Origin of the sequence: Ancylomarina longa, assembly GCF_003996985.1 — a bacterium.
Classification (GTDB): Bacteria; Bacteroidota; Bacteroidia; order Bacteroidales; family Marinifilaceae; genus Ancylomarina_A; species Ancylomarina_A longa.
The window spans coordinates 182,279-208,792 of sequence record NZ_RJJX01000003.1 but is presented as its reverse complement, the minus strand read 5'-3'; the positions used below and the strand labels follow the sequence as shown (position 1 = coordinate 208,792).

Sequence of the window (26,514 nt, the reverse complement as noted above, 5' to 3'; positions counted from 1 at the left end):
GAAAACCTATATCAAAATCTAAGCTGGAAAAAGATGTCGAAAAGAGATTATTACGAGGTGTTGGGCGTTTCCAAAACTTCCTCAGAAGCCGAAATAAAAAAAGCATATCGCAAGAAAGCAATTCAATTCCATCCGGATAAAAACCCGGGGGATAAACAGGCCGAAGAAAATTTTAAGGAAGCTGCAGAAGCCTACGAAATATTAAGTCATCCTGAAAAACGTCAACGTTACGATCAGTATGGTCACGCAGGTGTTGGAGGTGCTGCCGGTGGTGGATTTGGTGGTGCAGGCATGAGTATGGAAGACATATTCTCTCACTTCGGAGATATTTTCGGAGGTGGTGGATCTTTCTTTGGTGGCGGATTTGGCGGCGGTGGACGTAGTTCCAGAAGAGTAAACCGAGGAAGCAATTTGAGAGTGAAAGTAAAATTGACGCTAAAAGAAATTGCCGAAGGAGTTGAAAAGAAAATTAAAGTCAAAAAATACGTAGAGTGTAAATCCTGTAATGGTTCTGGTGCAAAAGATGGCTCATCTTTCTCTACCTGCTCATCTTGTAATGGTTCCGGTCATGTTACCCGAATTCAAAATACCATTTTAGGACAAATGCAAACCAGTTCAACCTGTCCTACTTGTAATGGAGAAGGAAAGATTATCACCAATAAATGTACAAGCTGTGCTGGAGAAGGTATCGTTCGCGATGAAGAAGTGATCACCATTAATATTCCTGCCGGAGTTGCCGAGGGAATGCAATTATCGGTTAGTGGAAGAGGAAATGCAGCTCGCCGTGGTGGTGTAAATGGGGATTTATTAATTCTGATACAAGAAGAAGAACATCCGGAATTAGTTCGAGACGAGAACGATCTTTTATATAATTTATTCATTAGTATTCCTGATTCTATATTAGGAACTGCAGTGGAAATCCCTACCATTGAAAGCAAGGTTAAAGTAAAGATAGACAATGGAACACAACCTGGTAAAATTCTTCGTTTACGAGGAAAAGGTTTGCCTGATGTGAATGGCTATGGCAGAGGAGATTTATTAGTGAAAATAAATGTTTGGATTCCCAATAATGTGTCAAAAGAGGAGAAAAAAATCCTCGAAAAGCTACAAGCTTCAGAGTCCTTTACACCAAAACCAAGCATTCATGATAAGAGTTTTTTTAAAAAAGTTCGTAACTTTTTCGACTAGATATTAATTGCATAAAACATTAGAAAGCTGTCTCCATATTATAATTGGAGACAGCTTTTTTTATGCCTTTTTCGAAAAGAGGAAACAATATCCCTAAAATTTATATATCTGTATATTATCTAGCTAACAATTTCCATTAAGCATTTAATTAACAACAATAATCTGCACCTACACTTCTTTTCAAATTTACGTTAATGCACTAAATTGCAAAACACATCCTAACAAACACATCGATAAAAACTAAAACAATATCCTGTTCATTCGTCTTTACATCGATTTTTTATGTTGAGATTCTCAAAATTCCGTACTTTAGAGCTACTAAATTTAAAGTGTCCCTAACCAAAACTATTTTCCATGACATTTTTCGAGACAAAAGAGGTGGTAAAGCAATATGCAGGACATACCGCTCTGAATAAAGTAAGTATTTCTGTGCCAAAGGGAAGTATCTTTGGCCTATTAGGACCAAATGGTGCTGGAAAAACCACTCTCATTCGAATCATTAATCAAATTACCGGTCCCGATTCTGGCGAAGTTTTTTATAACGGTAAACCTTTAAGTACAAATGATATTCAACGTATAGGTTACCTTCCCGAGGAAAGAGGTCTTTATAAAAAAATGAAAACCGGAGATCAAGCCGTTTATCTTGCTCAGCTTAAAGGAATGAGTAAGAAGGAGGCAACAAAAAAACTAAAAGTATGGTTTGATAAATTCGACATACTCCCTTGGTGGGATAAAAAAGTAGAAGAGCTTTCCAAAGGGATGCAGCAAAAAATACAATTTATAGTCACCATCCTGCACGAACCTGAATTATTGATATTCGATGAGCCTTTTAGTGGTTTTGATCCGATCAACACTAATTTGCTGAAAAAAGAAATCCTGAACCTTCGCGATAAAGGTGCAACTATCATTTTTTCTACTCATAATATGGGTTCCGTTGAAGAGATATGTGATCATATCGCCTTAATCAATAAATCTGAGAAAATACTCGACGGTCCTGTCGATCAAATTAAGAAAAGATACAGAACCAATACTTATAAACTAAGCTATACCGGAGAATTTGACAAACTAGATCAAATTCTCAATTCTGATTTTGAAATTGTAGATCGCGAAAAAGGAATTGAATGCAACACTCTAAAAATCAAACTTCATAATGGCTCTAGTTCCAACGACCTTTTAGGTCTGCTTTTACCATATCTCAATATCGTATCATTTGCGGAGATCATTCCTAGTATGAATGATATTTTTATCAGAGTAGTAAAAGAGAGTAAAAAATTCTAACCCAAACGCCTATTTATCATGAATAAAATTTTCATTATCATACAACGTGAGTACCTTTCTCGTGTTAAGAAAAGATCCTTTTTAATTCTTACTTTTTTAACTCCTTTATTGATTGCCGGAATCTATGCCTTTATGATCTGGATGATCATGAAAGATGATACAGAAAAAAGAACGATAGCTGTAATCAATAACTCCGAATTAGTTAAACCTGTAAAAAGTGAAAATTTCACGACCTTTAAATATCTTCAGAACGTCTCATTCGAAGAGGCTAAAAAAAATATGACTGCGAATGGGTACTATGCTCTATTGGTTATTCCGAAGGATATTTTAAAGAGTCAAACAGCCGAATTATTTTCTTACAAACAGGTAACTATCGAGGTAAAATCAGATGTTGGCGGACAAATTCGCGATCATATCGAAAAAATTAAACGCTCTAAGATTATTGTAGAATCGAATATACCTGATTTAGAGCAAAAGCTTGCTGCTACGCGAACTCCTATATCGATGCGGACCATAAAGTTTGGAGAAGGAGGACAAGTTAAAGAAAGCTCAACCGAAATTGCGATGGCAATTGGATTTATTTCCAGTTTCATCATTTACATGTTTATATTCCTATATGGAGTTCAGGTAATGCGTGGTGTAATTGAAGAAAAAACAAACCGCATCGTAGAGGTTATCATTTCCTCTGTAAAGCCTTTTCAATTGATGATGGGGAAAATCATTGGTGTTGCCATGGTCGGACTAACACAATTCATCATGTGGGTAGTACTTAGTGGAATTATTATAACTATCGGAACGGCAATAATTCTTCCTGGTATTGATCTGGATACTTTGCAGCAAGCAAAAACATTATCGGAATTACCACAAGGTGCAGGTTCCTTAAATCCAGACCAATTTAAAATGGCACAAGAACTATTAGGAACCTTTGATTTACCATATGTTGCAGGAATTCTAGGTGCTTTTATTTTCTTTTTTCTAGGCGGATATCTACTATATTCAGCCTTATTTGCTGCAGTAGGTAGTGCTGTTGATAATGAAACAGAAACTCAGCAATTTATGCTACCAATAACCATTCCCTTGATTTTGGCAATGTATATTGGTTTTGCCGTTGCTAAAAATCCGGAAGGCAGTTTGGCTTTTTGGGGCTCTATCATTCCATTGACCTCTCCTATTGTTATGCTGGTGAGGATTCCGTATGGAGTACCAATATGGGAATTGCTTCTTTCTATGGGAACACTTATCGGTACTTTCCTATTTGTTACATGGATTGCAGCCAAAATCTATAGAGTCGGAATCCTAATGTATGGGAAAAAAGTTTCCTACAAAGAAATCTGGAAATGGTTAAGATATCACAACTAAATAAAAAAAAAGTAGATATTAAAAATGCCTCTCTTACGGAGGCATTTTTAATATTTAGTTAGTCCAATTATGGTTTGGCAATATTTTTGAAAGACATCTTTATCAATGGAACTAGAACAAGTAATACAGGAGGAAAGTTTTTACTATCTTCGATTTTTAATAGCATGTTCCATTATTAGGAATATTTCATAGGGAAATAACATTCACTCAAACCTTTAACTAATACAAATGCAAGCAAAACGGATCGCCGTAATAGATTTAGGAACCAATACTTTCAACTTATTGGTTGCAGAATGGACTGGAGAGAGGAAACCTAAAATCCTACATCGATCAAAATATCCAACGAAGATAGGTAAGGGAGGAATTACCAAGCATAAAATAACTGAAAAAGCAATATTGCGAGCAAGACATGCTTTTGAGGAAATCACCTGTATCACCAAGGAGTTTGAAGTTAGCCAATATCTTGCTTATGCAACTTCTGCAATTCGCTCTGCAGAAAATGGTGCTGAATTTGTCCAGATTATAGAACAGGAATTCCATATTGAGGTGGATATAATTTCTGGTGATCGGGAAGCTGAATTGATTTATACTGGAACCAGAAATGCTTTGGAATTGAATCACGAGCCCATTGCCATACTGGATATTGGCGGAGGTAGTAATGAAATCATAATTGCCAATAATGAAAAAATATTTTGGGAGAAAAGTTATCCTCTGGGAATGACTCGATTGTTGGAACAATTTGTTCCTTCTGATCCTATATTGAAAACAGAGCTCCTATCTATTGAAGCTTATTTAAAAGAGCAACTTTACGATTTATTTGATGCTCTGGAGCTGCATAATGTGAAAACCTTAATTGGTTCGTCTGGGTCGTTTGACACTTTAAAACAGATTTTAATTGCAGGTGGTCAACCTCTGAATGGCTCACCTGATACACAATTTGAAATTAAGCTGAAGGACTTCTTTAGATTACATCAAAATTTTCTTGCTTCTACACTTGAGGAAAGAAAAGCTATGCCTGGCATGGATCCAGTTCGGGTGGAGTTAATGGTTATTGCCAGTATTTTTATTCACTATCTGGTAAAAGATGCTGGATTTAGTAAATTGTACCAGTCCTCTTTCGCGTTAAAAGAAGGAGCATTATTCGATTATATCGAACAGCACATAAATACCGATACACAAAACAATTCAATTGAAGTAAAAAAATAAAAATGTCCAAAATTCTAATCATCGACGATGAGCGAAGCATTCGCAATACCCTAAAAGATATTTTAAGCTATGAAAAATATGAAATCAGCTTGGCTGAAAATGGCCTTGAAGGTATCGAACTAGCTAAAAATGATGAATTTGATGTCATTTTATGCGATATTAAAATGCCCCAAATGGATGGAATTGAGGTTTTGGAAAAGATACAGGAGCTCGCTATTGACACCCCCGTAATCATGATATCCGGACACGGAAATATCGACACTGCTGTGGATGCCATCAAAAAAGGTGCTTTTGATTTTTTAGAAAAACCACTGGATTTGAATCGCATATTGATTACAATCCGTAATGCTATGGATAAATCGAAGCTGATTATCGAAACAAAAGTTCTGAAAAGAAAGGTGAGTAAGAAATACGAGATGATTGGCGAGTCGGAAGCAATTGAACGAGTGAACCAAATGATAGATAAGGTTGCGCCTACCGATGCTCGTGTTTTAATTACAGGATCGAATGGTACAGGCAAAGAATTGGTTGCTCACAGAATTCATGAGCAAAGTAATCACTGTAAAGGTCCGTTTATTGAGGTTAACTGTGCAGCTATACCTTCAGAGCTGATAGAAAGTGAGCTTTTTGGTCATGAAAAAGGTTCCTTCACCTCAGCACATAAACAACGCAAAGGCAAATTTGAGCTGGCAGATGGTGGCACACTATTTCTGGATGAAATTGGCGATATGAGTCTATCGGCACAAGCGAAAGTATTGCGTGCATTACAGGAAAACAGGATAACTCGTGTTGGTGGCGACAAGGAAATACAGGTAAATGTTCGGGTCATCGCGGCAACAAATAAAAATCTTTCCGAAGAAATAAAGCAAAATAAATTCCGCGAGGATTTGTATCATCGCCTGAGTGTTATTTTAATTGAGGTTCCTTCTCTTAACGACAGGATTGAGGATATTCCTCTCTTGGCAAATCATTTTGTGGAAATGATATGCGGAGAAATGGGCTTGCCAGCTAAAAATATAAATCAGGATGCAATACGTGAGCTTCAAAAAATTAACTATACTGGAAATATACGCGAATTCAGAAATATCATCGAAAGATTGATAATACTAGGTCAAGAAAGCATTAGTGTTACAGATGTGAAATCTTACACCAATTCATCCAATTAAATATGAGAACAGAATCTGATTTTATTGGGCAAAGAAAAATATCCAAAGAAGCGCTTTGGGGAATCCATTCGCTTCGTGCCAAAGAAAATTTCCCTGACACAACTCCCTTTCATAAAGAATGGTATCAGGCAGTTGGAACTGTGAAGCAAGCGTGCTATCAAACCTATTTGGGATTTTTAAAGGCGATGCAGGATAAATTTCCCGATCAGACAGTTTCCTTTCAATTGCTCGATTCAGATTTGATGCGATTACTAGTCGATGTAGCGCAGGAAATCAGCAATGGAAAGCATTTTGAACATTTTATTGTATCTGCCATTCAAGGGGGAGCAGGAACCAGTATCAATATGAATGTAAATGAAATTATTTGTAATCGTGCTTTGCAACTATCGGGCAAATCATGTGGGGATTACGAGGCTATAGATCCCTTCGAGCATGCCAATGTTTTCCAATCCACCAATGACGTAATCCCCACATCACTTAAAGTGGCAATTATGCAATTGTTACAAGATTTGGAAACATCTATTAACAGCTCGCGGATGCTGGTTGAAAAAACCGAAAGTAAATTCCGAAATGTTCTTCGCCAGGGATATACACAAATGCAAGCAGCAGTTCCCTCCTCCTACGACAAGTTATTTAGCACCTACAATAATGCTTTGTCGAGAGACTGGTGGCGAATTTCGAAATGCTTTGAAAGAATTAAGGAAGTTAATTTAGGAGGTGGAGCAATTGGAACAGGATTATCTATTCCTCGCTTTTTTATCATGGAAGTAGTACCAAATCTGCAAAAATTAAGCGGATTACCTGTCACCAGATCCGAAAATCTAAGCGATGCTACCGCTAATCAAGATGGATTTGTGGAGGTACATGCTATTTTAAAAGCACATGCTGTAAATCTGGAAAAGATGGTAACTGATCTTCGATTACTTGGTTCTGATTTATTTGTGAACAGAGAGGTACAGCTTCCTCAGAAACAAGTTGGCAGCTCTATTATGCCTGGTAAGGTAAATCCTGTGATTCCGGAATTTATCATTAGTGTCGCACATCAGGTTTATGCCAATGATATGCTGATCAGTAATCTTGCCGGTCAGGGGTGTTTAGAATTAAATGCTTATATCCCCTCTATTGGAAATGCCATACTCTCCAGCATTAAATTATTAATTGCAGCGAACAAATCACTAGGGGAACATTTGTTTAAAGAATTGACAATAACCCCAAATCCGGTGGAGGAAACCATACTGAAAAATCCTTCTGTAGCAACTGCTCTTTCTCCCTATATTGGTTATCATCAAGCATCAAAACTAGCCAAAGAGATGAAAGTGTACCAAATTTCGATTGTGGAAGCAAATGCGAAATTGAAGCTAATCCAAGAACAAAACCTATTACAACTATTACAGCCCGAAGAATTACTAAAACTAGGATTCCGCATAGGAGAAACACTATAACTGATTAAAAATGCCTAGAGAAAGACGCCCACATATTGGAATTTTTGGAAGAAGAAACAACGGAAAAAGTACGCTGATAAATTATTTGGCCGGACAGGATATTGCCATCGTTTCTGATGTTGCAGGAACCACTACAGATCCGGTGAAAAAATCTTTAGAGATAACTGGTTTTGGACCTGTAATCCTTATAGATACAGCTGGAATTGACGACACGGGTGAGCTTGGAAAAAAACGAATACTAAAAACTACACAAGCGATAAAAACCATTGATTTAGCAATTTTAGTAATCACAAAAAATAATTATGGGACATTTGAACAAAGCTTAATCGATCAGTTTAAATTTTACGATATTCCCTTCCTTTTTATTCACAATAAAGAAGATTTAGAAGTTCTTCAGGTAAAAACCAAGAGTTTATTAGAAAATCAGGGTAGCAAACAGATTCTCCGTTTTTCCTGTCAGGATGCAAATATAGAGCCAATCGTTCAGGCTATAAAAACTTCTATACCAGAATCAGCATTTACCACTCCATCACTTTTGGGAGGATTAATTTCTTATGGCGATATTGTCCTTCTCATAACACCGATTGACGTTGAAGCGCCAGAGGGTAGATTAATTTTACCACAAGTCCAGACAATTAGAGACATTTTAGATAACGATGCTGTTTGTATTGTACTTAAAGAAAGAGAAGTCGATGGCTTTTTACGTAATACCGGCATCAAACCTAAATTAGTAGTAACCGATAGTCAAGTATTCCTAAAAGCTGATGCTTCTATTCCTTCGGATATCCCACTCACAAGTTTTAGTATTATGCTGGCTCATTTCAAGGGAAACTTTTCCGCCTATTTAAATGGCACTCCAAAAATTTCAGCATTACGAGATGGAGATAAAATCCTATTATTGGAAAGCTGCACCCATCATACCTCTTGCGATGATATTGGAAGAGTGAAGATTCCCCGCTGGATTTCCAATTTCACTGGTAAACAACTGGAATTTGTGGTAATTGCCGGTCTGGATGAAATACCTGGTGCCATTAACGATTATGCGCTTCTGATTCAATGTGGTGGCTGCATGATTACGCCAAAACAGATTAAGAACCGACTACAACCAGCAATTGATGCAGGAATTGCTGTGACTAATTACGGAATGGCAATCGCCTATGTGCAGGGCATCTATGAGCGAGCTGTTGCACCTTTTGCCAAAATAGAAGATTCTTCTTTAGATTATCTGTAAGACATTAACATGTTTTTTTATTAAAAATTTAGCCGGAATTTAAACATATATATATTCCTACAAAATATATATTTCCAAGTAAAAAAAGTTGTCATTCAAATTAAAAACATCCTGAATATCCTTCAAAACACGACTGCTAATAGAATTAATTTAAACGCTCAACAAAATATAATATCTGCCCGGACAATCGCATTTAAAAAATATAAGCATGTAATATTTCGGTGCACTGCATCTTTTGACATAAAATATTAAGCTATAAATATTGCGTAAAGCTATTGCCTATTAATAAATAAAAAAGCAGTACAGATTTACGCGTTACAACAATATTGTTATTTGATGAATTAAAGATATGGAACATCGAAATATTAAAGGAATAAAATAAATTTGTTTGCTCTGAGCGAAACCCTTGATTTTATTAGTCCCGAGGCAAGTTTATGCATCCCATTGACAATTTTACCTGCCCCTCAGCAGTTTGATGGCTCCACTTGGTAACTTTATGCCTTCCCCAGGGAGTTATAGGTCTATAAATAGTAATATATTAACCTCAATTGGCAAATTGACATACCATAATGCTAATATATTACAATTAACACAATGAAATATATAAAAACCTAAGGGTTTATAAGGAGTTCGTATGATTCAAATAAAACTTTTATCGATTTTTCAGCTCCAGGAGACAGGGCAATTTCAATAAAAAAATATAAGTATGTAATATTTCGATGGACTGCATCTTTTGATATAAAATATTAAGCTATCAATATTGCGCAATGTTGTTGCCTATTAACAAATAAAAAAGCATTACAGATTCACTCATAAACAATATCTTTGTTTAATGAATTGAAAATGTGAAATATCTAAATATTAAAGGCCATAAAATTTAAATGCGTTTACCGTGTAATATCTGCTTCAAGCTAATGTATTTTGTAATTTACACTCCGTTCTTTAAGGTAATCGAATATGAAATCGTAGCAGCCTTCCTGTTCCCCAACAAACTCGGGTGGATTTATTCCTTTACGGGAGAACTTGCCTTGTAGTAAAAGATTTGCCACAGCGGTGCAGGTGTAACCCGTAGTTCTTGCCATTGAAGTCATACCTGTTGCCTCATCAAATTCATCATACAAATCATATACAAATCGCTTGCTTAATCCACTTTTAGAGCCTTCTACCTCTATCCTCATCACAGTAAATTCCCTTTCGCCTGGTTTCAATTTCCATTGCGAGAATAAAAGTTTGGAAGTAAGATCAATTGGCTTGATTGTCCTTCCATTTACCTCTATCTCTTGATCCGAAAAGTAACCCGTATCGCGTAAAACGCGCAAATATTCTATCGTTCCCGGATAACGGAGTGTTTTTTCTATCATATTGGGGACTTTCATGGTTCGAATCAAGCTACGTAAACCATCGGAATTCCATGCTTCCAAAGTTCCTACCTCATCAAAAGATACCAATTCTGGATCGGACAGAGCCTCACGAGTTACCAATTTTCCGCCGAGCACATATCTGGCCGGACGTGTATATTCTTCGATCACATCAATGGGAGAAAAAACGGCTTTATATTCCCATGGCCATTCTCTTTTTAATGGCAAGCCACCAACCAGACATTTAAAATTTTCCACCTCCATTTTATGGTGATGATAGCCCAAAATAATATTCCCCATACCTGGAGCTACCCCACAATCGGTAACAATGCACACTCCATTATTTTTAGCCAAATCATCCAACTCAAAAGAATCCTCAGGGAAAAAGGAAATATCAACCATATTTTTACCGGCCTCTATTACCTCACGTACCGTAGAAAAACCCATGAATCCGGGTACTGCACCAATAACCAAATCGGCATCAGCAACCAGCTTACGAATAGCTCCTTCCTCGTTCAGATTCGCTTTTTTAAGCTTGATATTGGGGTAAGCTTTTAGACTTTCCAATGCTTTACCATTCTGATCAATAGAAGTTACATCAAAAGATTTACTTAAATCAATAGCAATGGTTTTTCCAACCAATCCTGCTCCTAGTACAATGATTTTTTTCATATTTTAAATTTTATCATAACAGACTGGTGATGCCTAAGAATATAAAGGTGCAGTCTGCTTTATAATGAACATGTCGCTATAATTTACAAAGAGTTTCAGAAACAATCGCATGATTTTTCAATTTTGACGAATTGCTTTGGCGAGAATCAAAATGCATTGCTATAATTATTATCTTTACTAAGCTTATCATGATAAGCACATCACCATTACAACCCTTAAGTTGTTTGAAAAATATACCTATCCATGAAAAAACGATTAATTCTTTGCCTTGCTTTTACTTTATTGATCTACCTATCCCATGCCCAGAATCGAGATTTTGTGCTAAAAGGTCAGATTGAGGGAATTCAGAAGGAAATACTTTATCTGTATAAGGATACAGGAGAAAATCGAGAATTAATGGATTCCGTTATCACTCAGAATGGAGCATTCCAATTCTTCGGGAAAATAGCTCAATCTATTGCCGTAGAATTACAGCTGTCGAAATTTCGGAGAACCCGCTTTTTTATATCACCAGGAGAAATGAATCTGCTTTTACCATTGAATCAACTCAAGTACGGATTTGTCACTGGCATTTTACATGGCTCCAAAGCACAAGACAGATTTGAAGATTATCAATCGAAACTCCATCAAAATCAACTTCACCTTCATAAAATTTCAAAAGAACTGGAACTGCCTGAAGTTAAAGGTGATTCTATTCAAACTGCTAATTTTCTATCTCAATACAAAAAATTAGATAGCTTTAAGCAAACATATTTTTATAAATATGCATCTTCTCCAGTTATTCCGTATTTAATTTATCAGGATTTTTTCAAATCAAAATGTAGTATTACTGACATTAAGGATTACCTAACAACCTTAAATATTGCTAATCCAAAAGGTTTGTATGTGCGCAACCTTAATAAACGAGTGCGTATGATAGAGCAACTTAGAGTAGGAGCACAGTTTCCAAATATAAATGCCCGAACTCTCAACGACGATGTGTTTTCTCTTCAGGAAGAGAAAGGGAATACCATCCTGCTCTATTTTTGGAGAGCATGGACAGAGGAGAATAATCAGAAATACCTTGAGGAACTAAAGAAACTGACAATCGCCTTTCCTAAACTTAGGATCGTGAGTATCATTCGCAATTCTTCCTTTAACAGGATACCTATTCCGGAAACGGATTTGAATGAACGCTGGAAGCCAAAACCAATGCATCTTTTAAATATTACAGAAATAGAAAGTTTGGATAAGAGTCTGGAAATAGTTCGCTATTTGGATCGTCGCTTTCATGTTTTTATAATAGATCCGGAGGGAAAAATAGAATATCATCAAGATCATTTTGACCCTAAATTGTTGCAATCCGAATTATCCAAACAGCTTTCAAATAAGAGATAGTTATTATTCTGAAACGATTAATTATATTTATTGCTCTAACTATTAAAAACGAATATTAAGATATATGCCCGATAAATTACTGAAAACCAAAGCCAATTTTGGCACTCTACCTGTATTTTTGACTGCTATTTCTACCATATTAGGAGCTATTTTATTCCTTCGGTTTGGTTGGGCAGTGGGAAATGTGGGCTTTATTGGTGTAATTGGTATTATTATTCTAGGACATTTAATTACCATTCCTACTGCGATGGCTGTTGCCGAAATTGCAACCAATCAAAAAGTATTGGGCGGTGGAGCCTATTATATCATCTCCCGATCTTTTGGCCTTAACATTGGTGCTGCTATTGGCATTACCCTTTATTTGTCACAAGCTATTTCTGTCGCCTTTTACGTGATCGCCTTTGCCGAGGCATTCGATCCATTAATTCAATGGATTGCTACCCATTGGGGATGGTTGATTTATGACAAAAGATTGATTAGTATTCCCACGATGGCACTTCTATCGGCTTTGTTTTTATATCGCGGTGCCAATTTGGGAATGAAGGCCTTATATGTTGTTGTTGCAATATTGGGATTGTCTTTAGTCTTCTTCTTTATGGGATCTCCTGTTGATGCTCCTACCTCACTGGTTATGGATGCCAAAATCGCTAACCCGAAAGGATTTTTCTATGTTTTCACCATTATATTTCCTGCGTTTACAGGATTGGCAGCAGGACTTGGCTTATCCGGTGACCTAAAGAATCCGCGGAAATCCATCCCCAGAGGAACCATTTGGGCTACCATTGTTGGATTGCTTATCTATCTGTTGGCTGCATACAAATTCACCATCTCTGCCAATCCGGAAGACTTAGCAAGCAACCAGTTAATCATGAGTAAAATTGCGGTGTGGGGACCGATCATTCCTATTGGTCTGGCTGCGGCGGCTATTTCTTCTGCTTTGGGATCTATTATGGTTGCACCTCGTACGTTGCAAGCAATTGGTATCGACGACATCTTTCCGCAGCAAGGATTGAATAAATGGTTGAAAAGTGAAAGTAAGAAAAATAATGAACCAATAAATGCATCAGTCATCTCTATTGCCATAGCTTTCTTTTTTGTTATTATCGGTGATGTGGATTTTGTTGCCCAGATTATTTCAATGTTCTTCATGGTGACTTATGGTGCTATATGTTTGATTTCCTTTCTGGAACACTTTGCTGCAGATCCCTCCTACCGCCCTTTGTTCCGATCTAAATGGTATTTTTCCCTAACAGGAGCAATCCTTTCCTTTTGGATCATGTTTCAAATGAACATGAGCTACGCCATTTTGTCGCTTTTAATTATGGGCGGAATCTACTATGGAATTAATGTCTCCACAAAAGAGCCACGCGGTTTGGCAAAATTATTCCGGGGAGTAGTTTTTCAGTTGAGCCGACACTTACAGATATTTGCACAGCGTGCAGAAAAGGGAGACAGAGAAATTAGCTGGCGTCCATTTGCAATCTGCATCTCCCAGGACTCCTTTAAAAGAAGATCAGCTTTTGATTTGCTCCGATGGATCTCCTATAAATATGGTTTTGGAACCTACATCCATTTTCTCGAAGGATATTTAAGCGAGGAAACGAATCTGGAGTCGAAGCAAATAATGAATCGGTTGATAAATCTTGCTTCAGGGAGTAAAAACAGAGTTTATCTGGATACCATTATTAGTCCCTCCATGACTTCGGCCATAGCCCAGGTGATGCAATTATCCGGAATATCCGGACACGGGTACAATTCCATTTTATTCGAGTTTTCGAATACAGAACCTGAACGCCTCAACTATGTAATCGACAATTATAATTTACTGGAATCTACTCATTTCGATGTATGCATTCTCAATACTTCCTATAAGGGCTTTGGTTATCATCGCGAAATACATGTTTGGATTGGTGTTGGTGATTTAGAAAATGCCAACCTCATGATTCTGCTTGCTTATATTATTCAGGGACATCCGGATTGGAAAAAAGGCACAATAAAGATATTCGCAATTTATCCTACCTCAGAATTGGATAAGCAAAGAGATAAATTACTGGCATTAATAAAATCAGGCAGGTTACCAATTTCACCCAAAAATATAGAATTGATTAGTGCAGACCATGCAAATAGAAAACAAGTTATCATGCAAAATTCTATAGATGCTGATCTAAGTATCTTAGGATTTAATCATGAAGATATTGATAAAGAGGGAATCGATTTATTTACTGGATTTAAAGATATGGGCAATATTCTTTTTGTGAGTTCCTATAAGGAGATTAATATTAAATAATGCAAGATTTTATAACAATAACAGATGACTTAGGAAGAGAGGTGACCATCCCCTTTCCTCCCAAAAGAATTCTCTCGACGGTTCCCTCTACTACAGAATTTTTATTCGATTTAGGTTTAGAGGGGAAAATTATTTCGCGAACACGCTTTTGCAAGTATCCTAAAGGAAAAATCGAAAAACTCCCCAATATTGGTGGGCCTAAAGATTTGTATCTCGATAAAATCAGATTGCTTGATCCGGATTTGATTCTTGCCAATAAAGAGGAAAATAACAAAACTCAAATAGAGGCTTTGATGGAAGAATTTCCCGTGTATGTTTGCAAAGTGGGCAACTTTGAGGAAGCATTGCAGAATATCCTCAATACCGGCAAAATTACCGGAAGTGAAACAAAAGCTTTCGAAATAGCCAATCAAATTCGAGCAGGATTTGCAAAAATTCCGAAAATAGATCAGCCGTTGAAAGTCTTGTATCTAATTTGGAAAAATCCATACATGACCGTCGGAACAGATACATTTATAAACTCTTTGCTCGAAAAATGTGGACTTCTAAATATAATTTCTGATACAGAAAAAAGATATCCAAAGCTAAGCCCTGAAGAAATTCAAGACCTACATCCTGATGTAGTACTACTTTCGTCGGAACCATTCCCATTTAGCGCATCTCACCAATCAGAAATACAGAAGTTATTGCCAAATGCAAAAATAGAATTAGTGGATGGGGAAATGTTTTCGTGGTATGAATCGCACTTGCTAAAAGCAAGCAACTACCTTACAGAACTAATTCACAAATTGATTAAAAATTCATAAATATCGTTCTAATTGTTTTCACTCATGCCGTTTGGGCTCCTACTTTCTCCTACAGTCGAGAAAGTAGGCAAAGAGTCCGCCGACCCCAGCATTACCCACATGCGATTTGAATCCTAATCGGCAAAAACTCCCTACGGTCAAATCCTTGTGAGTAAATCATATAATCTTGGCACTGATAAGGCATGCTTGGGGCTTAAATTATAGTCTTGGGCATAAATCAACTCACCTTGGGACTAACAAACCCGCCTTGGACGGGGCTTGTAGCATTATTGCTTATTTTTTCCTGCTAAAGTAAGCTCTCGAATACAATCCTGCTTTTTTTTCATCTTTCCGGAAAGCATACTTACCGTAAGCACAAATTTCGTCAAGCAATTACTTTAAAATAAATACAAACTCTGTCGCGCATATCCTTGGCAGGGCTAACACAAGTGTAAAATACAAACGATTTATTCTTACCCACACAAACACTCCTTAGTACCTGTACAAATAAAGTCTAATAACACGTAGTACACTCTATTGACAAAGCTCGCTCCAACCATATCTCGATAAGAACTACAAACTTTCAAAGAAAAAACTAATGCGTTTTCCTTGTTTCCCAATTAAACAATCGGATATTTCTTTCTACTTTTGCTTTGTACCTAAAATTTTTTGAATGGAACGTATTGCTATATTTCCGGGGTCTTTCGACCCATTTACTGTTGGTCACGAATCTATTGTTACCCGGGCTTTGCCTTTGTTTGATAAGATTATTATATCCATAGGTTATAATGCCGAGAAAAAACAATTTTTTCCTATTGAGAAAAGAATACAATGGATTAAGGAAGCTTTTCACCACAACCCTAAGATTGAAGTGGAAACCTTTGGCGGACTTACGGTAAAATATTGCCAATCGAAGCATGCGAGCTTTATTCTACGTGGTTTAAGAACAGCTGCAGACTTCGAGTATGAAAGAGCAATTGCCCAAATCAATAAAAAATTGGCGCATGATCTGGAATCTATTTTCCTATTGACAACTCCGGAGCATACTATGATTACCTCAACCATTGTTCGTGATATTATTCGACATGGTGGCGACGCCTCCCAATTTCTTCCAATAGTAACAGATCCCAATGCCTATCAACTAAAGCCCTCAAATAATGAATAAACTCCCCAGAATTGTCAAAATTTTAATTGTATTTGCGATAGTAGCTGCCCTATGGATGATTCTTGCTCCCAATTACTTACGCACAAGCTTGGTATACTGGTATGCCAATATCGACGATTATAAAATTTTTGAAAATAATTCGGTAAACGTAAAGGATGGCAAAGACTGGGAAGAATCGGATTCTTACAATCACTATCAATTAGATTCTGTTGATCGAGCCTATTTAGAAAATCACGAAACAGTTGCCTATCTGATTATTCAAAATGGGGAAATTTTATACGAAGAATATTGGGACGGATATAACAGCACATCGCATTCCAATATTTTTTCGGCTACTAAAAGCATTGTTAGCTTATTAATTGGAATTGCTATTGATGAAGGAAAAATTGGTTCGGTAGATGATCGTATTGGAAAATATATCCCTGAATTTTCTGGAGATAATAGAGGAAAAATATCCATCCGAAACCTTTTAACCATGAGTTCTGGTTTAGATTGGGATGAGGCATATAGCAGTCCTTTTTCCATTACCACAAAAGCTTATTACGGCAAAAAATTACGGGAAGTAGCTACCCAACAACACCTCGCTGAAAAACCCGGAGCCCGATTTCATTATCAGAGCGGAAATACCCAATTGCTTTCCTTTATTGTTGAAGCAGCTACCGGGGAAACCATTTCTAAATATGCCGAAGAAAAACTTTGGAAACCTCTCCAGGCGACTCAAACAGCCCTGTGGAGTGTGGATAAAAAAGATGGAGATGAAAAAGCATTTTGTTGTTTTAACACCAACGCCAGAGATGCCGCTCGTTTTGGGCAACTGGTACTGAATCATGGCAATTGGAATGGGAAACAACTGATATCCGAAAGCTACCTTAAAGAAGCCACTAAAGCTGCCTCCTATCTTTTAAACGAAGAACAAACCAAACCTTTAGACTTTTATGGATTTCAATATTGGATTCTTCCTTATAAGAATATGAATATCCCTTATATGCGTGGTCACCTAGGACAATATATTTACAGTATTGCGGAGAAAAATGCGGTAGTAGTACGTTTTGGTAAATTAAAAGACAAACAAAAGGCGGGTCAGATTACGATGGATATTCCCAAGTATGTTGATATCGCATTAAAAATACTTCAATAGTATAAACCTCAAGTTATATCCGAATGAGAATTCTTATTTTCCTGACAGTAATTTTTGCTAATATCAACATTTCTATTGCTCAAAATGTTAAGATCATTGGAAGTGCACCAACTTATGCCGGTGCTCATCTTACAATCATGTATCATGAAGATGCATTTACTTTCACGCCAAAAAAGATGCTCGATTTTACGGTAAATGATGACGGAAAATTTGAAATTCAACTACAATTAGATAACACTAAATTGGTTTTTATTCCTTTGGGGATATACAAAGGATTTCTGTATTTGGAGCCTGAAAAAGAATATGAATTAAAGTTCCCGCCCAGAAAAGATTTAAGTCCGGCACAAAAATTAAACCCTTACTTTGAGCCCGACGAGTTAATGCTTGGTGTTGCGAATGCAGGTTCAAATGAATTAAACATGCTGATTCGCAAGTTGGACGACAGCATGGATACTTTTATCAATCAGAAATTTGGGTTTATTTATCGCAAAAAAGAAAGATCTGCAGGAATTGCATTTATCCAACAATTAAAATCAGAATATAAATCTGAAAAAAATGTATTTTTTCAGGATTACTTGCATTATCGAATAGGATTTCTGGAGTTTTTGGCTAATCCAAATGCCTTCAACTTTATAGAAGAAAAATATTTTAACCATAAAGAAATCCAATTAAATAATCCAGCTTACCTGAGCCTCTACAAAAAGCAATATGGTAATTTCCTGAATGGATATTTTAATCAGAAAGAAATCACTGCCTTAAACCGGGCGATGAAAACGAAACCTTCTTTTCCGATAATATCAGCCTTAATGGCAAAATATCCTGCCTATGCAAATATGCAGTTTCGGGAAATGATTATTGCTACCTCAATATTTGATTCCTATAGCCGCAAATTTATCGGACGAGAAAAAACACTGGAGATTTTAAAGGATATTAAAAATTCAAGCATGATAGAATACAATCAAAATCTATGCGCTAATTATATTGCAACAATAACACATCTTCAAAAAAATTATCCTGCTCCCGATTTCTCTATTGGCAATTACAAATTGGCAAATTACAAAGGGAAATACTTGTATCTTAATTTCTGTAACACCCAAAGTTTTCCATGCGTGCAGGATTTTAAGGAAATAACTAAACTGAAAGATCGCTTTGGAGCACAAATTGAATTTCTAAGTATTGCATGCGATTGGGATGTGACTCATTACTATGATTTTGTTTCTAAAAACAAATATAGCTGGCCAATTATCTATCTTGGCAATCAGCAACAATTAATACAAAAATATAATGTGAAGGCCTTTCCAACCTATATTCTTATAGATCCAAAAGGAAACATTGTAAAAGCTCCGGCTGCAGGGCCTAAAGAAAATATCCAATTAGAATTTATCAGAATTGCCCGAGATGCAGCACGGAAAGCTTTGAAGAACTGATTTTATTTACAGTACTCCTCTGTACTAATTACATGTGCAAAAGGATACGATAAAGCGGACATAAAAGAGGCGTGAACTTTTGATGCTTCAACTTTAGTACCTTTAAAATCCATATCAATTGTTGCACAAGCATCTTCTATCAAAGTACATTTATACCCCAAATCAAAAGCAGCTCGGACAGTTGTGTCAATACACATATGACTCATCGAACCACAAATAACTAGTTCATCAATCCCATTCTCCCGGAGATGATTCTGCAAAGTTGTTTCCCGAAAACTATTAGGATAATTTTTCTTTACAATTATCTCCCCTTCAAATGGTTTAACCATCTCATGTATTTCAACACCCAAAGATTCCGGAATAAAAAATGGAGCATTCAGATCTAATGCAATGTGCTGAATATGGAAAATTGACAGCTTTTCTTTTCTGCACTTCTGTAAAATCATATTAGCATTTTGCCCGGCTGCTTCCATGCCAACTAACTCCATTTTTCCATTTGAGAAATAATCATTTTGAATATCCACTAATACCAATGCTTTACTCATAACATACAATTTTTAATTTGGAAAAACTCAAATTACATGAGCATCCACGTTTAATTGAATAAAATTTACAATACAAAATTCGATTAAAAAGAGCTTATAATTCTTACCAAAATAAAATTATAAACTACCATTCTGATAATCTTGTCGATAAATTAAAGGTGTTAGTCCGGTTTGATGTTTGAAAAATCGATTTAAATGATTTGCTTCGGAGAAATTCAATTTTTCGGATATCTCACTAATGGAAAGTTCAGAATAGATAAGTAAATTTTCGATTTCGAAGAGTAATCGATCTTTTATCAACTGACTGCTTGTAAGATTAAATTGTATTTTAACTGCCTTATTCAATGTTATCCTACTGATTCCCATCAACTCAGCATAATCCTCTGTTCTTTGTTTCTCGCATATGTATTTTTCCAACAATTGCTTGAATTGATATGCGTAGTTATTTATTTGAGTTTTAGTGTCCAATTGATAATGTAAAGCATAATCACGATTAATTCGGATAAGCAAAAAATAGAGCAAGGAACGAATCAGGTGTTCACTATCACATTTATAATCCAACAGCTCTTCTTTAATTTCCTGATTGATTCTTTTTACTTTATCAAACAGCACATCATTAGCATTTAATGCCAAGGGTGTTTGCAATTGGTAGAAATACTGCAAGCGAAAAGTGAAGAGTTTATCGGAAAAGAAATCATTTAAAAAGTCCTCTTGAAAAATGAGATATTCCGCATGAATATCGTTAGAATTTAGAAACCATTGCCGCCGCTGAAATGGAGAAATGAAAATAATTAAACGATCCTTTAAATTAATATGTTTTTGATCTAATATCATATATCCATTTGCCTTTGAGAATATTAATATCTCAAAATAATCCGTATTATGCATCTCACCAGTTGCATAATCAGATGGAAAATGATCGTAGGTTCCCATATTCATCGATAACTCTACACCACAGGCTTTTCTTTTGAAATGGAAAGTTTTCATAACAATATGCTACAAATTAATTTTCATTTATCACCTCCAGGATAGAAGTGTAGGTATTCGACTTTAACACATCTAAATTATCGGACGAAAGCCATTTTACCTCCTGAATATCTTCTTCGGTTTGCGGAACTAATTTTTCCGAGCCATTATAAGCCATCTCGTACCAATAGGTTCTTTTCAAAACAAACCTGCCTTTCATCCAATAGGTATGATAGGTGGAATTCAGTTCTTTTAGGATTTTTAGATCGGAAATACCACACTCCTCCTCTACTTCGCGAACGGCAGCTTCTTCAACAGATTCTCCTTTTTCCACCTTGCCTTTTGGTAAATCCCATTTTTCTAATCGATAAATTGCCAATACTTGTTTATCTGAATTAAAAACTTTTCCTCCTGCTGCTTCGATATATTTAAAACACGATTTAAAGTGTTCAAATAATTGTTCCTGGTCCTCGCCAACAATAAAAATCGCTTCCATCTGCTCGTCTTCGTCGAACTGAAGAATAAGCCCCTCCAAAGAGTCTCCCTCCATCCAGGCATATACCATTCCGTGGAAATTAAGACTTTCACTCTTATCCCCTAAAAAAATAAGTCGATCTTTAAAAAATACTTTATACATTTGCGATAGATTTTTACAAGGTGTAGGAAAACATAATGGTTTGAATCCCCGTGTTTTAAATTCTATTAACAATCCATAAATCCATTGAAAGAATGCAAAATACAGCTAAACAAGTCGCTGAATATTTGTTGCAAATAAAAGCAATAAAACTAGAACCAACAAACCCGTTTACCTGGGCTTCGGGATGGAAATCACCAATTTATTGTGATAATCGTAAAACGCTTTCCTACCCTGAAGTAAGAACCTATATCAAAAAAGCATTTGCTGAAACAGTAAAAGAAAAATATCCGGAGGTAGAGGTAATTGCAGGTGTTGCAACCGGTGCCATAGCGCAAGGAGCCTTGGTTGCAGAGGAAATGAACCTTCCAATGGTGTACATTCGTTCCTCGGCAAAGACTCATGGAATGACCAATCTGATCGAAGGTGAAATAAAAGCCGGACAAAAGGTAGTGGTAATTGAAGATTTAATTTCTACTGGTGGAAGTAGTCTCAAAGCTGTTCAGGCTTTAAGAGAAGCAGGTTGCGAAGTTTTAGGAATGGTAGCTATTTTCACTTATGGTTTTAAAACTGCTCAAGATAATTTCACTAAAGCTAATTGTAAATTGGATACTTTAAGCGATTATAATATCATGATTGACCGCGCTCAAGAAATTGGATACGTAAAATCTGGAGATGTTGATCAATTAAAAAAATGGAGAAAAGATCCGGGAAACTGGAGTTTGTAAGCTCATTTTCTCATTAAAATAAATTAATAAAAAGAGAGTATTCGTAGTAGAATACCCTCTTTTATATTCTACAAGAAGAAAGTTAAATGGCAACAACAAAAATAATTAGCGAGGTAAAAAAGATTCCGCATACCGTTGGAAATGTGTATGATTTCCTTTCAGATTTCAGGAAAATTGCAAAAGTATTTGAGATGGCTGCGGACAATCCTCAAATTCAGGAGCAGATTGAAGCACAAACTAAGAAAAAACTAAACATTAAAGAGCATATCGAGCATTGGGATGCAACCGAAGACAATTGCACTTTCGTGATCAAAGGCTTTGGAGAAGCGGGACTACAGTTCGTTGAAAAAGAACAGAACAAGACATTAAAAATGACTGGTTATGGTAGAACTCCTTTCGAATTTTATATTTGGATTCAATTGGTTGAAAAAGACGCTTATGACACCAGAATAAAATTAACGGTACATGCCGAATTAAATCCGATGATGAAAATGATGCTTAAAAAGAAATTGGAAAAAGGAATCGACCAGTTGGCTGAGGGACTTACACAAATTCCATATCATATGATTCAAAATCTGGAATAATATTAAAAATGAATCAAAAACTGTTGAAAAATACAACAGCTTTTTTTGTTGCTTATCAATAATTCAATACTTTTGTTTTTGAATGATCTTAGATAAAAAACATAAAATACTTGCATGGTTCTTGTCATTGGCCTTTATCCTGCCAATTTTAATCAAGAGTCAACATATGATGTTCCCCAACCATGAACATCATTCTATTTTTGATCATTCCGATAGCTTTACGGAAGTCTGTCAAATTCAGATTTTCGATTATTTCTTCTTCACTACTGCAGAAATAATTAGTGTACCTCCTGTTGCAGAATTTGAATATCATATTTATAGAACAAAGTCTCCTTTAAATTCATGCTATGAGAGAGCATATGGATACAGTCTGAGAGCACCTCCTATTCATTTTTTTAATAAAGTTGTTTAAAAATTCAGAGTAATTTATACCATAATTTTAGCTATACATCAAAATTAGCTTTTCTTCTAAAATCAACCCATTACTCTCGAAAATCCTAATAATTTTAAACAACATCAATCACAAACCAATCTTTTTTAAGAAGATTTTGGCGGCTTATTTTGAATAAGTAAAATTAATTGACGACAAGCTTGTAAACTTCTACCTCTTATGGCTTTAGATGTATTAAGCGCAGGCAATTCAATTTTTTCCGGCTTCGAAATTGTGCTTATAATTTATTGCAGAAGAAATCTCAATCTGCTATTCAAGACTTAATAATGGAGGATTTATGCAAAAAATCCGTCTTCTTATAAATTGGATTGTCCTATATCATTTAACATCTCATTATTTTACAAGTTTAAGACAATATAGTAGCAACATGATACGATATATATTGGCAATACTATTATTATTGCCGCAATTTACTTACGGACTAAATGAAACTAAAAACAATAAATTAAGTGGTTGCATTACAGATTTTGATAATGGTGCTTCTCTTCCGGGGGTAAGTATTTTTATTCCTGAATTGCAGAAAGGTACCGCAAGTACAGCAAATGGAAAATATCTTTTAGAAAATCTACCTAAAGGGAGAATTACAGTACAGTTTTCTTTTGTTGGATACGAAACGGTTATTAAAACCATCGATATTAAGAAAACACAATCGAAAATGAATATTCGTATGCCTTTTACTTCAGTAACTACGCAAGATGTAGTCGTTTCTGGTGGTTTTCCTTCGGCACAACACGAAAATTCAATCAAAATCTCTGTTCTGCCTAAAGCTGAATTAAAACTATTGTCTTCTCCATCAATGGGTGAAAAACTTGCAAGTATTCCCGGAGTGGACATTATTTCCAGAAGTCCGGGAGTAAGCACCCCGGTTATTCGTGGCTTATCTTTAAATAATATCATATTTCTAAATAACGGAGTACGATTGGAAAATTTCCAGTTTTCGCCAGACCATCCTTTTTTAGTAAACGATCAGGGCGCGGATCATATCGAAGTAATTAAAGGACCCGCCTCCTTGCTATACGGATCGGATGCCATGGGTGGTGTTATTAATATTTTACGCGAAAAACCAGCTTCGGCAAATACACTAAATGCGGATTTCACAAATGAATATCATAGTGTGACGCATGGATATAGTACGAATGTAGGGGTGAAATCCTCACAAAAAGAAAGATTTTGGATGATACGTGTAAATCAGCAATCGCATAAGGATTATAAAGATGGAGAAGGAAACTATATTCCTAATACACGATTTAATTCCAAAGGCTTACAATTGGGACTAGGAATAATTAAGGACTTTGGTAGTTTTAAATTATACTACGACTATTTAAGTCCCAAACTTGGTATGACGAATGGCAAATCTATTGGATTGGTAAATACAGAAAATAGAAAAAGCCATGCATGGTATCAGGATTTAACACAACAGATGATTTCATCCAGAAACCGTTTATTCTTGGGAGATTATAAACTGGAATTAAATGCAGCATATCAATTTAATCAACGCAGGTTAAATGGTGATCCCAAATCTGAAATTTTTCGATTGGTAGATATGGATTTAAAAACATTTACATACGATGCTAAATTGTATTTTCCATGCACAATGGGTTCTGATTTTCTAATTGGTTTGCAAGGTATGCACCAATCTAATACCAATCAGGATGCTCCGAATCATATTATACCCGATGCACAAATAGATGATTTTTCAGTATTCTCTTTAATTAAGAAGAAAATCAACAAAGTAGCGCTTCAATTTGGATTACGGTATGATCATCGTAAGCTATATGTGCCGGAACAAGAAGCCGGAGGACATACGCATTCATCATCACAAACTGGATCCGAAGAGAGAATTGTTTCGATTAATCGAAATTTCAACAACTTAAATACCTCGTTAGGAGCTACTTTTAATTTATCGGAAAGTTTACTTTTACGCACCAATTTTGCTACCGGGTATAGGGCTCCAAATTTGGCAGAGCTTTCCCAGCATGGTTTACATGGAAATCGTTTTGAGGAAGGTAATGCTAATCTCGATCCACAAAAAAGTCTGGAATCCGATTTGGGAATTCATTATCATACACACAATCATAATATTGACCTATCCTGGTTCTATAATAAAGTCTATAATTACATCAATTTAGCACCTAGCAATGAACCAGCTCCCGAAGGAAGTGGATTTGTATATAAATACGGGCAGCAAGATGCAAAATTGTATGGAGGGGAAATAGCTGTTAATATCGCTCCCTTACCTTACTTAAAATTCCATACCGATTTTGCTATGGTAATTGCCAAACAGGATGATGGAGAAAGATTACCATTTATTCCGCAACACAAGCTTAATACTTCACTTCGTCTATTTGGTAAAGGAAACAATATTTTCCATGCCCCATTCTTGAAATTGTCATGGAAACATGCCTTCGATCAAAACAATCCGGCACAATTCGAGACAAAAACTAAAGCCTATGATTTAATTGGAATTCAACTTGGTTCTGACTTTAAATTGGGTAAATATCAGGCAAATTTATTGCTTAGCGCCGATAATTTATTCAACGAAGAATATATAGATCATCTGTCAAGTCTGAAACCATTGAATTATTACAATCCCGGAAGAAATATTAATGTGAAATTAGGATTTAGATTTTAAATTGAGAGAGGTGAGTTAAAATAAGAAGCTCACCTCTTTAAAATTATAAATTCTTTCTTGATCTCCGACCAAAATTCTTAGTTGACCCAGTGCGGAAATACCTGCAATTTCTCCAATAAACAATCCATTATCATCCTTAAATTGATGTGTTTCGTTTATCCAATACAAAGATTGCAAGTAATTTTCTTCCAAAAGATTTGTTTTGCCATCCACGAGCTGATAATATCTTGTTTCGATACATACTAACAGTTTCCCTAATTCAACTTCTATATCGTATTCTTGATTTGTGAGCAACTTTAAGGATATGGGATTGGGAGCATCAGAATAAAAGTTTTCCTGATTTATATTTAAACCAATCCCACAAATACTATGATTTAATGTAGCTCCCATAATTGAATGTTCGATTAAAATACCAGCGATTTTCTTATTCCCTACATAAATATCATTCGGCCATTTTATGGATACATTTGGCAGATAATATTTCAAATAATCTGCAACTCCAAGGGAAATGAGCATCGAAATTTTAAATTGTTGATCGATGGGCAGAAAATCTGGCATTAGAATAATACTAATGGTAAGGTTTTTGCCACTTTCACTTTCCCATACATTTGTGTGCTGTCCTCGGCCTTTTGTCTGATTTAATGCCAAAACGACAGTACCAGCTGACGAATTATTAGTTTTCATCAATTCCATGGCAAAACTATTAGTGGAATGTAGCTCGTTTTTACGAACAATTAAGTGGGGCATAAATAGTTTTCGTCTCATGAAATTTGCTTTAAGCTTTAAGTAGGAGACAAAAATAGTAAGATTGAAGCATAGGTAGAAGACATATTCATAAATTAAAGCAAAAAATGCTCTAAATTCTGAAGCAAATCAGAAAACAGATTTAATAGGA

At 35.8% G+C, this 26,514-nt stretch carries 22 protein-coding genes; 17 read left to right on the top strand and 5 right to left on the bottom strand.

Annotation, left to right across the window (positions count from 1 at the left end; all coding sequences use genetic code 11):
• Window positions 1-33: 33 nt before the first annotated feature.
• From dnaJ to hydF, 7 genes are all read left to right on the top strand, one after another.
• Entirely contained in the window at window positions 34-1,188 is a 1,155-nt protein-coding gene (dnaJ, locus tag DLK05_RS04180) for a molecular chaperone DnaJ (RefSeq protein WP_127342728.1), read from the top strand.
• Between the two features lie 354 nt (window positions 1,189-1,542).
• Complete coding sequence (locus DLK05_RS04175; RefSeq protein ID WP_127342727.1) at window positions 1,543-2,466, top strand: ABC transporter ATP-binding protein; 924 nt, start codon at window positions 1,543-1,545, stop codon at window positions 2,464-2,466.
• An 18-nt stretch (window positions 2,467-2,484) separates the two neighbouring features.
• Entirely contained in the window at window positions 2,485-3,825 is a 1,341-nt protein-coding gene (locus DLK05_RS04170) for an ABC transporter permease (RefSeq protein ID WP_127342726.1), read from the top strand.
• A 228-nt stretch (window positions 3,826-4,053) separates the two neighbouring features.
• Window positions 4,054-5,031, top strand: a complete 978-nt coding sequence (locus tag DLK05_RS04165) for a Ppx/GppA phosphatase family protein (RefSeq protein ID WP_127342725.1) — start codon at window positions 4,054-4,056, stop codon at window positions 5,029-5,031.
• Window positions 5,032-5,033: 2 nt separating this feature from the next.
• On the top strand, window positions 5,034-6,197 hold the full coding sequence (locus DLK05_RS04160) for a sigma-54-dependent transcriptional regulator (protein ID WP_127342724.1): 1,164 nt from the start codon (window positions 5,034-5,036) through the stop codon (window positions 6,195-6,197).
• Window positions 6,198-6,199: 2 nt separating this feature from the next.
• Window positions 6,200-7,639, top strand: a complete 1,440-nt coding sequence (locus tag DLK05_RS04155; RefSeq protein WP_127342723.1) for a lyase family protein — start codon at window positions 6,200-6,202, stop codon at window positions 7,637-7,639.
• Between the two features lie 10 nt (window positions 7,640-7,649).
• Complete coding sequence (hydF, locus tag DLK05_RS04150; RefSeq protein WP_127342722.1) at window positions 7,650-8,870, top strand: [FeFe] hydrogenase H-cluster maturation GTPase HydF; 1,221 nt, start codon at window positions 7,650-7,652, stop codon at window positions 8,868-8,870.
• A 911-nt stretch (window positions 8,871-9,781) separates the two neighbouring features.
• On the opposite strand, the gene DLK05_RS04145 is transcribed toward hydF, so the two are convergent.
• Window positions 9,782-10,900, bottom strand: a complete 1,119-nt coding sequence (locus DLK05_RS04145) for a saccharopine dehydrogenase family protein (RefSeq protein WP_127342721.1) — start codon at window positions 10,898-10,900, stop codon at window positions 9,782-9,784.
• Between the two features lie 243 nt (window positions 10,901-11,143).
• On the opposite strand from DLK05_RS04145, the gene DLK05_RS04140 reads away from it, so the two are divergent.
• The 6 genes from DLK05_RS04140 (at window position 11,144) to DLK05_RS04115 (ending at window position 19,079) form a co-directional block, all read left to right on the top strand.
• The gene (locus DLK05_RS04140) at window positions 11,144-12,277 is read left to right on the top strand and encodes a DUF4369 domain-containing protein (protein WP_127342720.1); all 1,134 of its coding nucleotides are present in this window, start codon (window positions 11,144-11,146) and stop codon (window positions 12,275-12,277) included.
• Between the two features lie 64 nt (window positions 12,278-12,341).
• On the top strand, window positions 12,342-14,564 hold the full coding sequence (locus tag DLK05_RS04135; RefSeq protein WP_127342719.1) for an amino acid permease: 2,223 nt from the start codon (window positions 12,342-12,344) through the stop codon (window positions 14,562-14,564).
• On the top strand, window positions 14,564-15,370 hold the full coding sequence (locus DLK05_RS04130) for an ABC transporter substrate-binding protein (RefSeq protein WP_209319705.1): 807 nt from the start codon (window positions 14,564-14,566) through the stop codon (window positions 15,368-15,370). Before DLK05_RS04135 ends, DLK05_RS04130 begins: the two co-directional genes overlap by 1 nt.
• A 652-nt stretch (window positions 15,371-16,022) precedes the next feature.
• Window positions 16,023-16,514, top strand: coding sequence for a pantetheine-phosphate adenylyltransferase (coaD, locus tag DLK05_RS04125; protein ID WP_127342718.1), 492 nt, complete (start codon window positions 16,023-16,025; stop codon window positions 16,512-16,514).
• Window positions 16,507-17,652: a serine hydrolase domain-containing protein gene (locus tag DLK05_RS04120; protein ID WP_127342717.1), complete on the top strand. Its 1,146-nt coding sequence runs from the start codon at window positions 16,507-16,509 to the stop codon at window positions 17,650-17,652. The genes coaD and DLK05_RS04120 overlap by 8 nt, the downstream gene beginning before the upstream one ends.
• Before the next feature lie 23 nt (window positions 17,653-17,675).
• Window positions 17,676-19,079 (top strand): TlpA family protein disulfide reductase, encoded by a 1,404-nt coding sequence (locus DLK05_RS04115; protein ID WP_127342716.1) that lies wholly within the window; start codon window positions 17,676-17,678, stop codon window positions 19,077-19,079.
• A gap of 2 nt (window positions 19,080-19,081) precedes the next feature.
• On the opposite strand, the gene DLK05_RS04110 is transcribed toward DLK05_RS04115, so the two are convergent.
• The 3 genes from DLK05_RS04110 to DLK05_RS04100 all read right to left on the bottom strand — a co-directional run bounded on the left by DLK05_RS04110 (window position 19,082) and on the right by DLK05_RS04100 (window position 21,227).
• Entirely contained in the window at window positions 19,082-19,624 is a 543-nt protein-coding gene (locus tag DLK05_RS04110) for a cysteine hydrolase family protein (protein ID WP_127342715.1), read from the bottom strand.
• A 117-nt stretch (window positions 19,625-19,741) separates the two neighbouring features.
• Window positions 19,742-20,611 (bottom strand): helix-turn-helix domain-containing protein, encoded by an 870-nt coding sequence (locus tag DLK05_RS04105; protein ID WP_127342714.1) that lies wholly within the window; start codon window positions 20,609-20,611, stop codon window positions 19,742-19,744.
• 16 nt (window positions 20,612-20,627) lie between these two features.
• Entirely contained in the window at window positions 20,628-21,227 is a 600-nt protein-coding gene (locus DLK05_RS04100; RefSeq protein WP_127342713.1) for an NUDIX domain-containing protein, read from the bottom strand.
• 92 nt (window positions 21,228-21,319) lie between these two features.
• Between DLK05_RS04100 and pyrE the strand changes: the two genes are divergently transcribed.
• From pyrE to DLK05_RS04080, 4 genes are all read left to right on the top strand, one after another.
• Window positions 21,320-21,952: an orotate phosphoribosyltransferase gene (pyrE, locus tag DLK05_RS04095; protein WP_127342712.1), complete on the top strand. Its 633-nt coding sequence runs from the start codon at window positions 21,320-21,322 to the stop codon at window positions 21,950-21,952.
• Between the two features lie 86 nt (window positions 21,953-22,038).
• Window positions 22,039-22,536 (top strand): hypothetical protein, encoded by a 498-nt coding sequence (locus DLK05_RS04090; RefSeq protein WP_127342711.1) that lies wholly within the window; start codon window positions 22,039-22,041, stop codon window positions 22,534-22,536.
• Window positions 22,537-22,618: 82 nt separating this feature from the next.
• Window positions 22,619-22,948: a hypothetical protein gene (locus DLK05_RS04085; RefSeq protein ID WP_127342710.1), complete on the top strand. Its 330-nt coding sequence runs from the start codon at window positions 22,619-22,621 to the stop codon at window positions 22,946-22,948.
• Between the two features lie 406 nt (window positions 22,949-23,354).
• Entirely contained in the window at window positions 23,355-25,619 is a 2,265-nt protein-coding gene (locus DLK05_RS04080; RefSeq protein WP_209319704.1) for a TonB-dependent receptor, read from the top strand.
• Window positions 25,620-25,634: 15 nt separating this feature from the next.
• Here the strand turns inward: DLK05_RS04080 and DLK05_RS04075 are convergent, their stop codons facing one another.
• Window positions 25,635-26,384, bottom strand: a complete 750-nt coding sequence (locus tag DLK05_RS04075) for a biotin--[acetyl-CoA-carboxylase] ligase (protein ID WP_127342708.1) — start codon at window positions 26,382-26,384, stop codon at window positions 25,635-25,637.
• Window positions 26,385-26,514 lie beyond the last annotated feature (130 nt).

Coding starts and splice junctions, on each gene's coding strand:
- dnaJ (WP_127342728.1), top strand. CDS start 34: ATGTCGAAAAGAGATTATTACGAGGTGTTGGGCGTTTCCAAAACTTCC.
- DLK05_RS04175 (WP_127342727.1), top strand. CDS start 1,543: ATGACATTTTTCGAGACAAAAGAGGTGGTAAAGCAATATGCAGGACAT.
- DLK05_RS04170 (WP_127342726.1), top strand. CDS start 2,485: ATGAATAAAATTTTCATTATCATACAACGTGAGTACCTTTCTCGTGTT.
- DLK05_RS04165 (WP_127342725.1), top strand. CDS start 4,054: ATGCAAGCAAAACGGATCGCCGTAATAGATTTAGGAACCAATACTTTC.
- DLK05_RS04160 (WP_127342724.1), top strand. CDS start 5,034: ATGTCCAAAATTCTAATCATCGACGATGAGCGAAGCATTCGCAATACC.
- DLK05_RS04155 (WP_127342723.1), top strand. CDS start 6,200: ATGAGAACAGAATCTGATTTTATTGGGCAAAGAAAAATATCCAAAGAA.
- hydF (WP_127342722.1), top strand. CDS start 7,650: ATGCCTAGAGAAAGACGCCCACATATTGGAATTTTTGGAAGAAGAAAC.
- DLK05_RS04145 (WP_127342721.1), bottom strand. CDS start 10,900: ATGAAAAAAATCATTGTACTAGGAGCAGGATTGGTTGGAAAAACCATT.
- DLK05_RS04140 (WP_127342720.1), top strand. CDS start 11,144: ATGAAAAAACGATTAATTCTTTGCCTTGCTTTTACTTTATTGATCTAC.
- DLK05_RS04135 (WP_127342719.1), top strand. CDS start 12,342: ATGCCCGATAAATTACTGAAAACCAAAGCCAATTTTGGCACTCTACCT.
- DLK05_RS04130 (WP_209319705.1), top strand. CDS start 14,564: ATGCAAGATTTTATAACAATAACAGATGACTTAGGAAGAGAGGTGACC.
- coaD (WP_127342718.1), top strand. CDS start 16,023: ATGGAACGTATTGCTATATTTCCGGGGTCTTTCGACCCATTTACTGTT.
- DLK05_RS04120 (WP_127342717.1), top strand. CDS start 16,507: ATGAATAAACTCCCCAGAATTGTCAAAATTTTAATTGTATTTGCGATA.
- DLK05_RS04115 (WP_127342716.1), top strand. CDS start 17,676: ATGAGAATTCTTATTTTCCTGACAGTAATTTTTGCTAATATCAACATT.
- DLK05_RS04110 (WP_127342715.1), bottom strand. CDS start 19,624: ATGAGTAAAGCATTGGTATTAGTGGATATTCAAAATGATTATTTCTCA.
- DLK05_RS04105 (WP_127342714.1), bottom strand. CDS start 20,611: ATGAAAACTTTCCATTTCAAAAGAAAAGCCTGTGGTGTAGAGTTATCG.
- DLK05_RS04100 (WP_127342713.1), bottom strand. CDS start 21,227: ATGTATAAAGTATTTTTTAAAGATCGACTTATTTTTTTAGGGGATAAG.
- pyrE (WP_127342712.1), top strand. CDS start 21,320: ATGCAAAATACAGCTAAACAAGTCGCTGAATATTTGTTGCAAATAAAA.
- DLK05_RS04090 (WP_127342711.1), top strand. CDS start 22,039: ATGGCAACAACAAAAATAATTAGCGAGGTAAAAAAGATTCCGCATACC.
- DLK05_RS04085 (WP_127342710.1), top strand. CDS start 22,619: ATGATCTTAGATAAAAAACATAAAATACTTGCATGGTTCTTGTCATTG.
- DLK05_RS04080 (WP_209319704.1), top strand. CDS start 23,355: ATGATACGATATATATTGGCAATACTATTATTATTGCCGCAATTTACT.
- DLK05_RS04075 (WP_127342708.1), bottom strand. CDS start 26,384: ATGAGACGAAAACTATTTATGCCCCACTTAATTGTTCGTAAAAACGAG.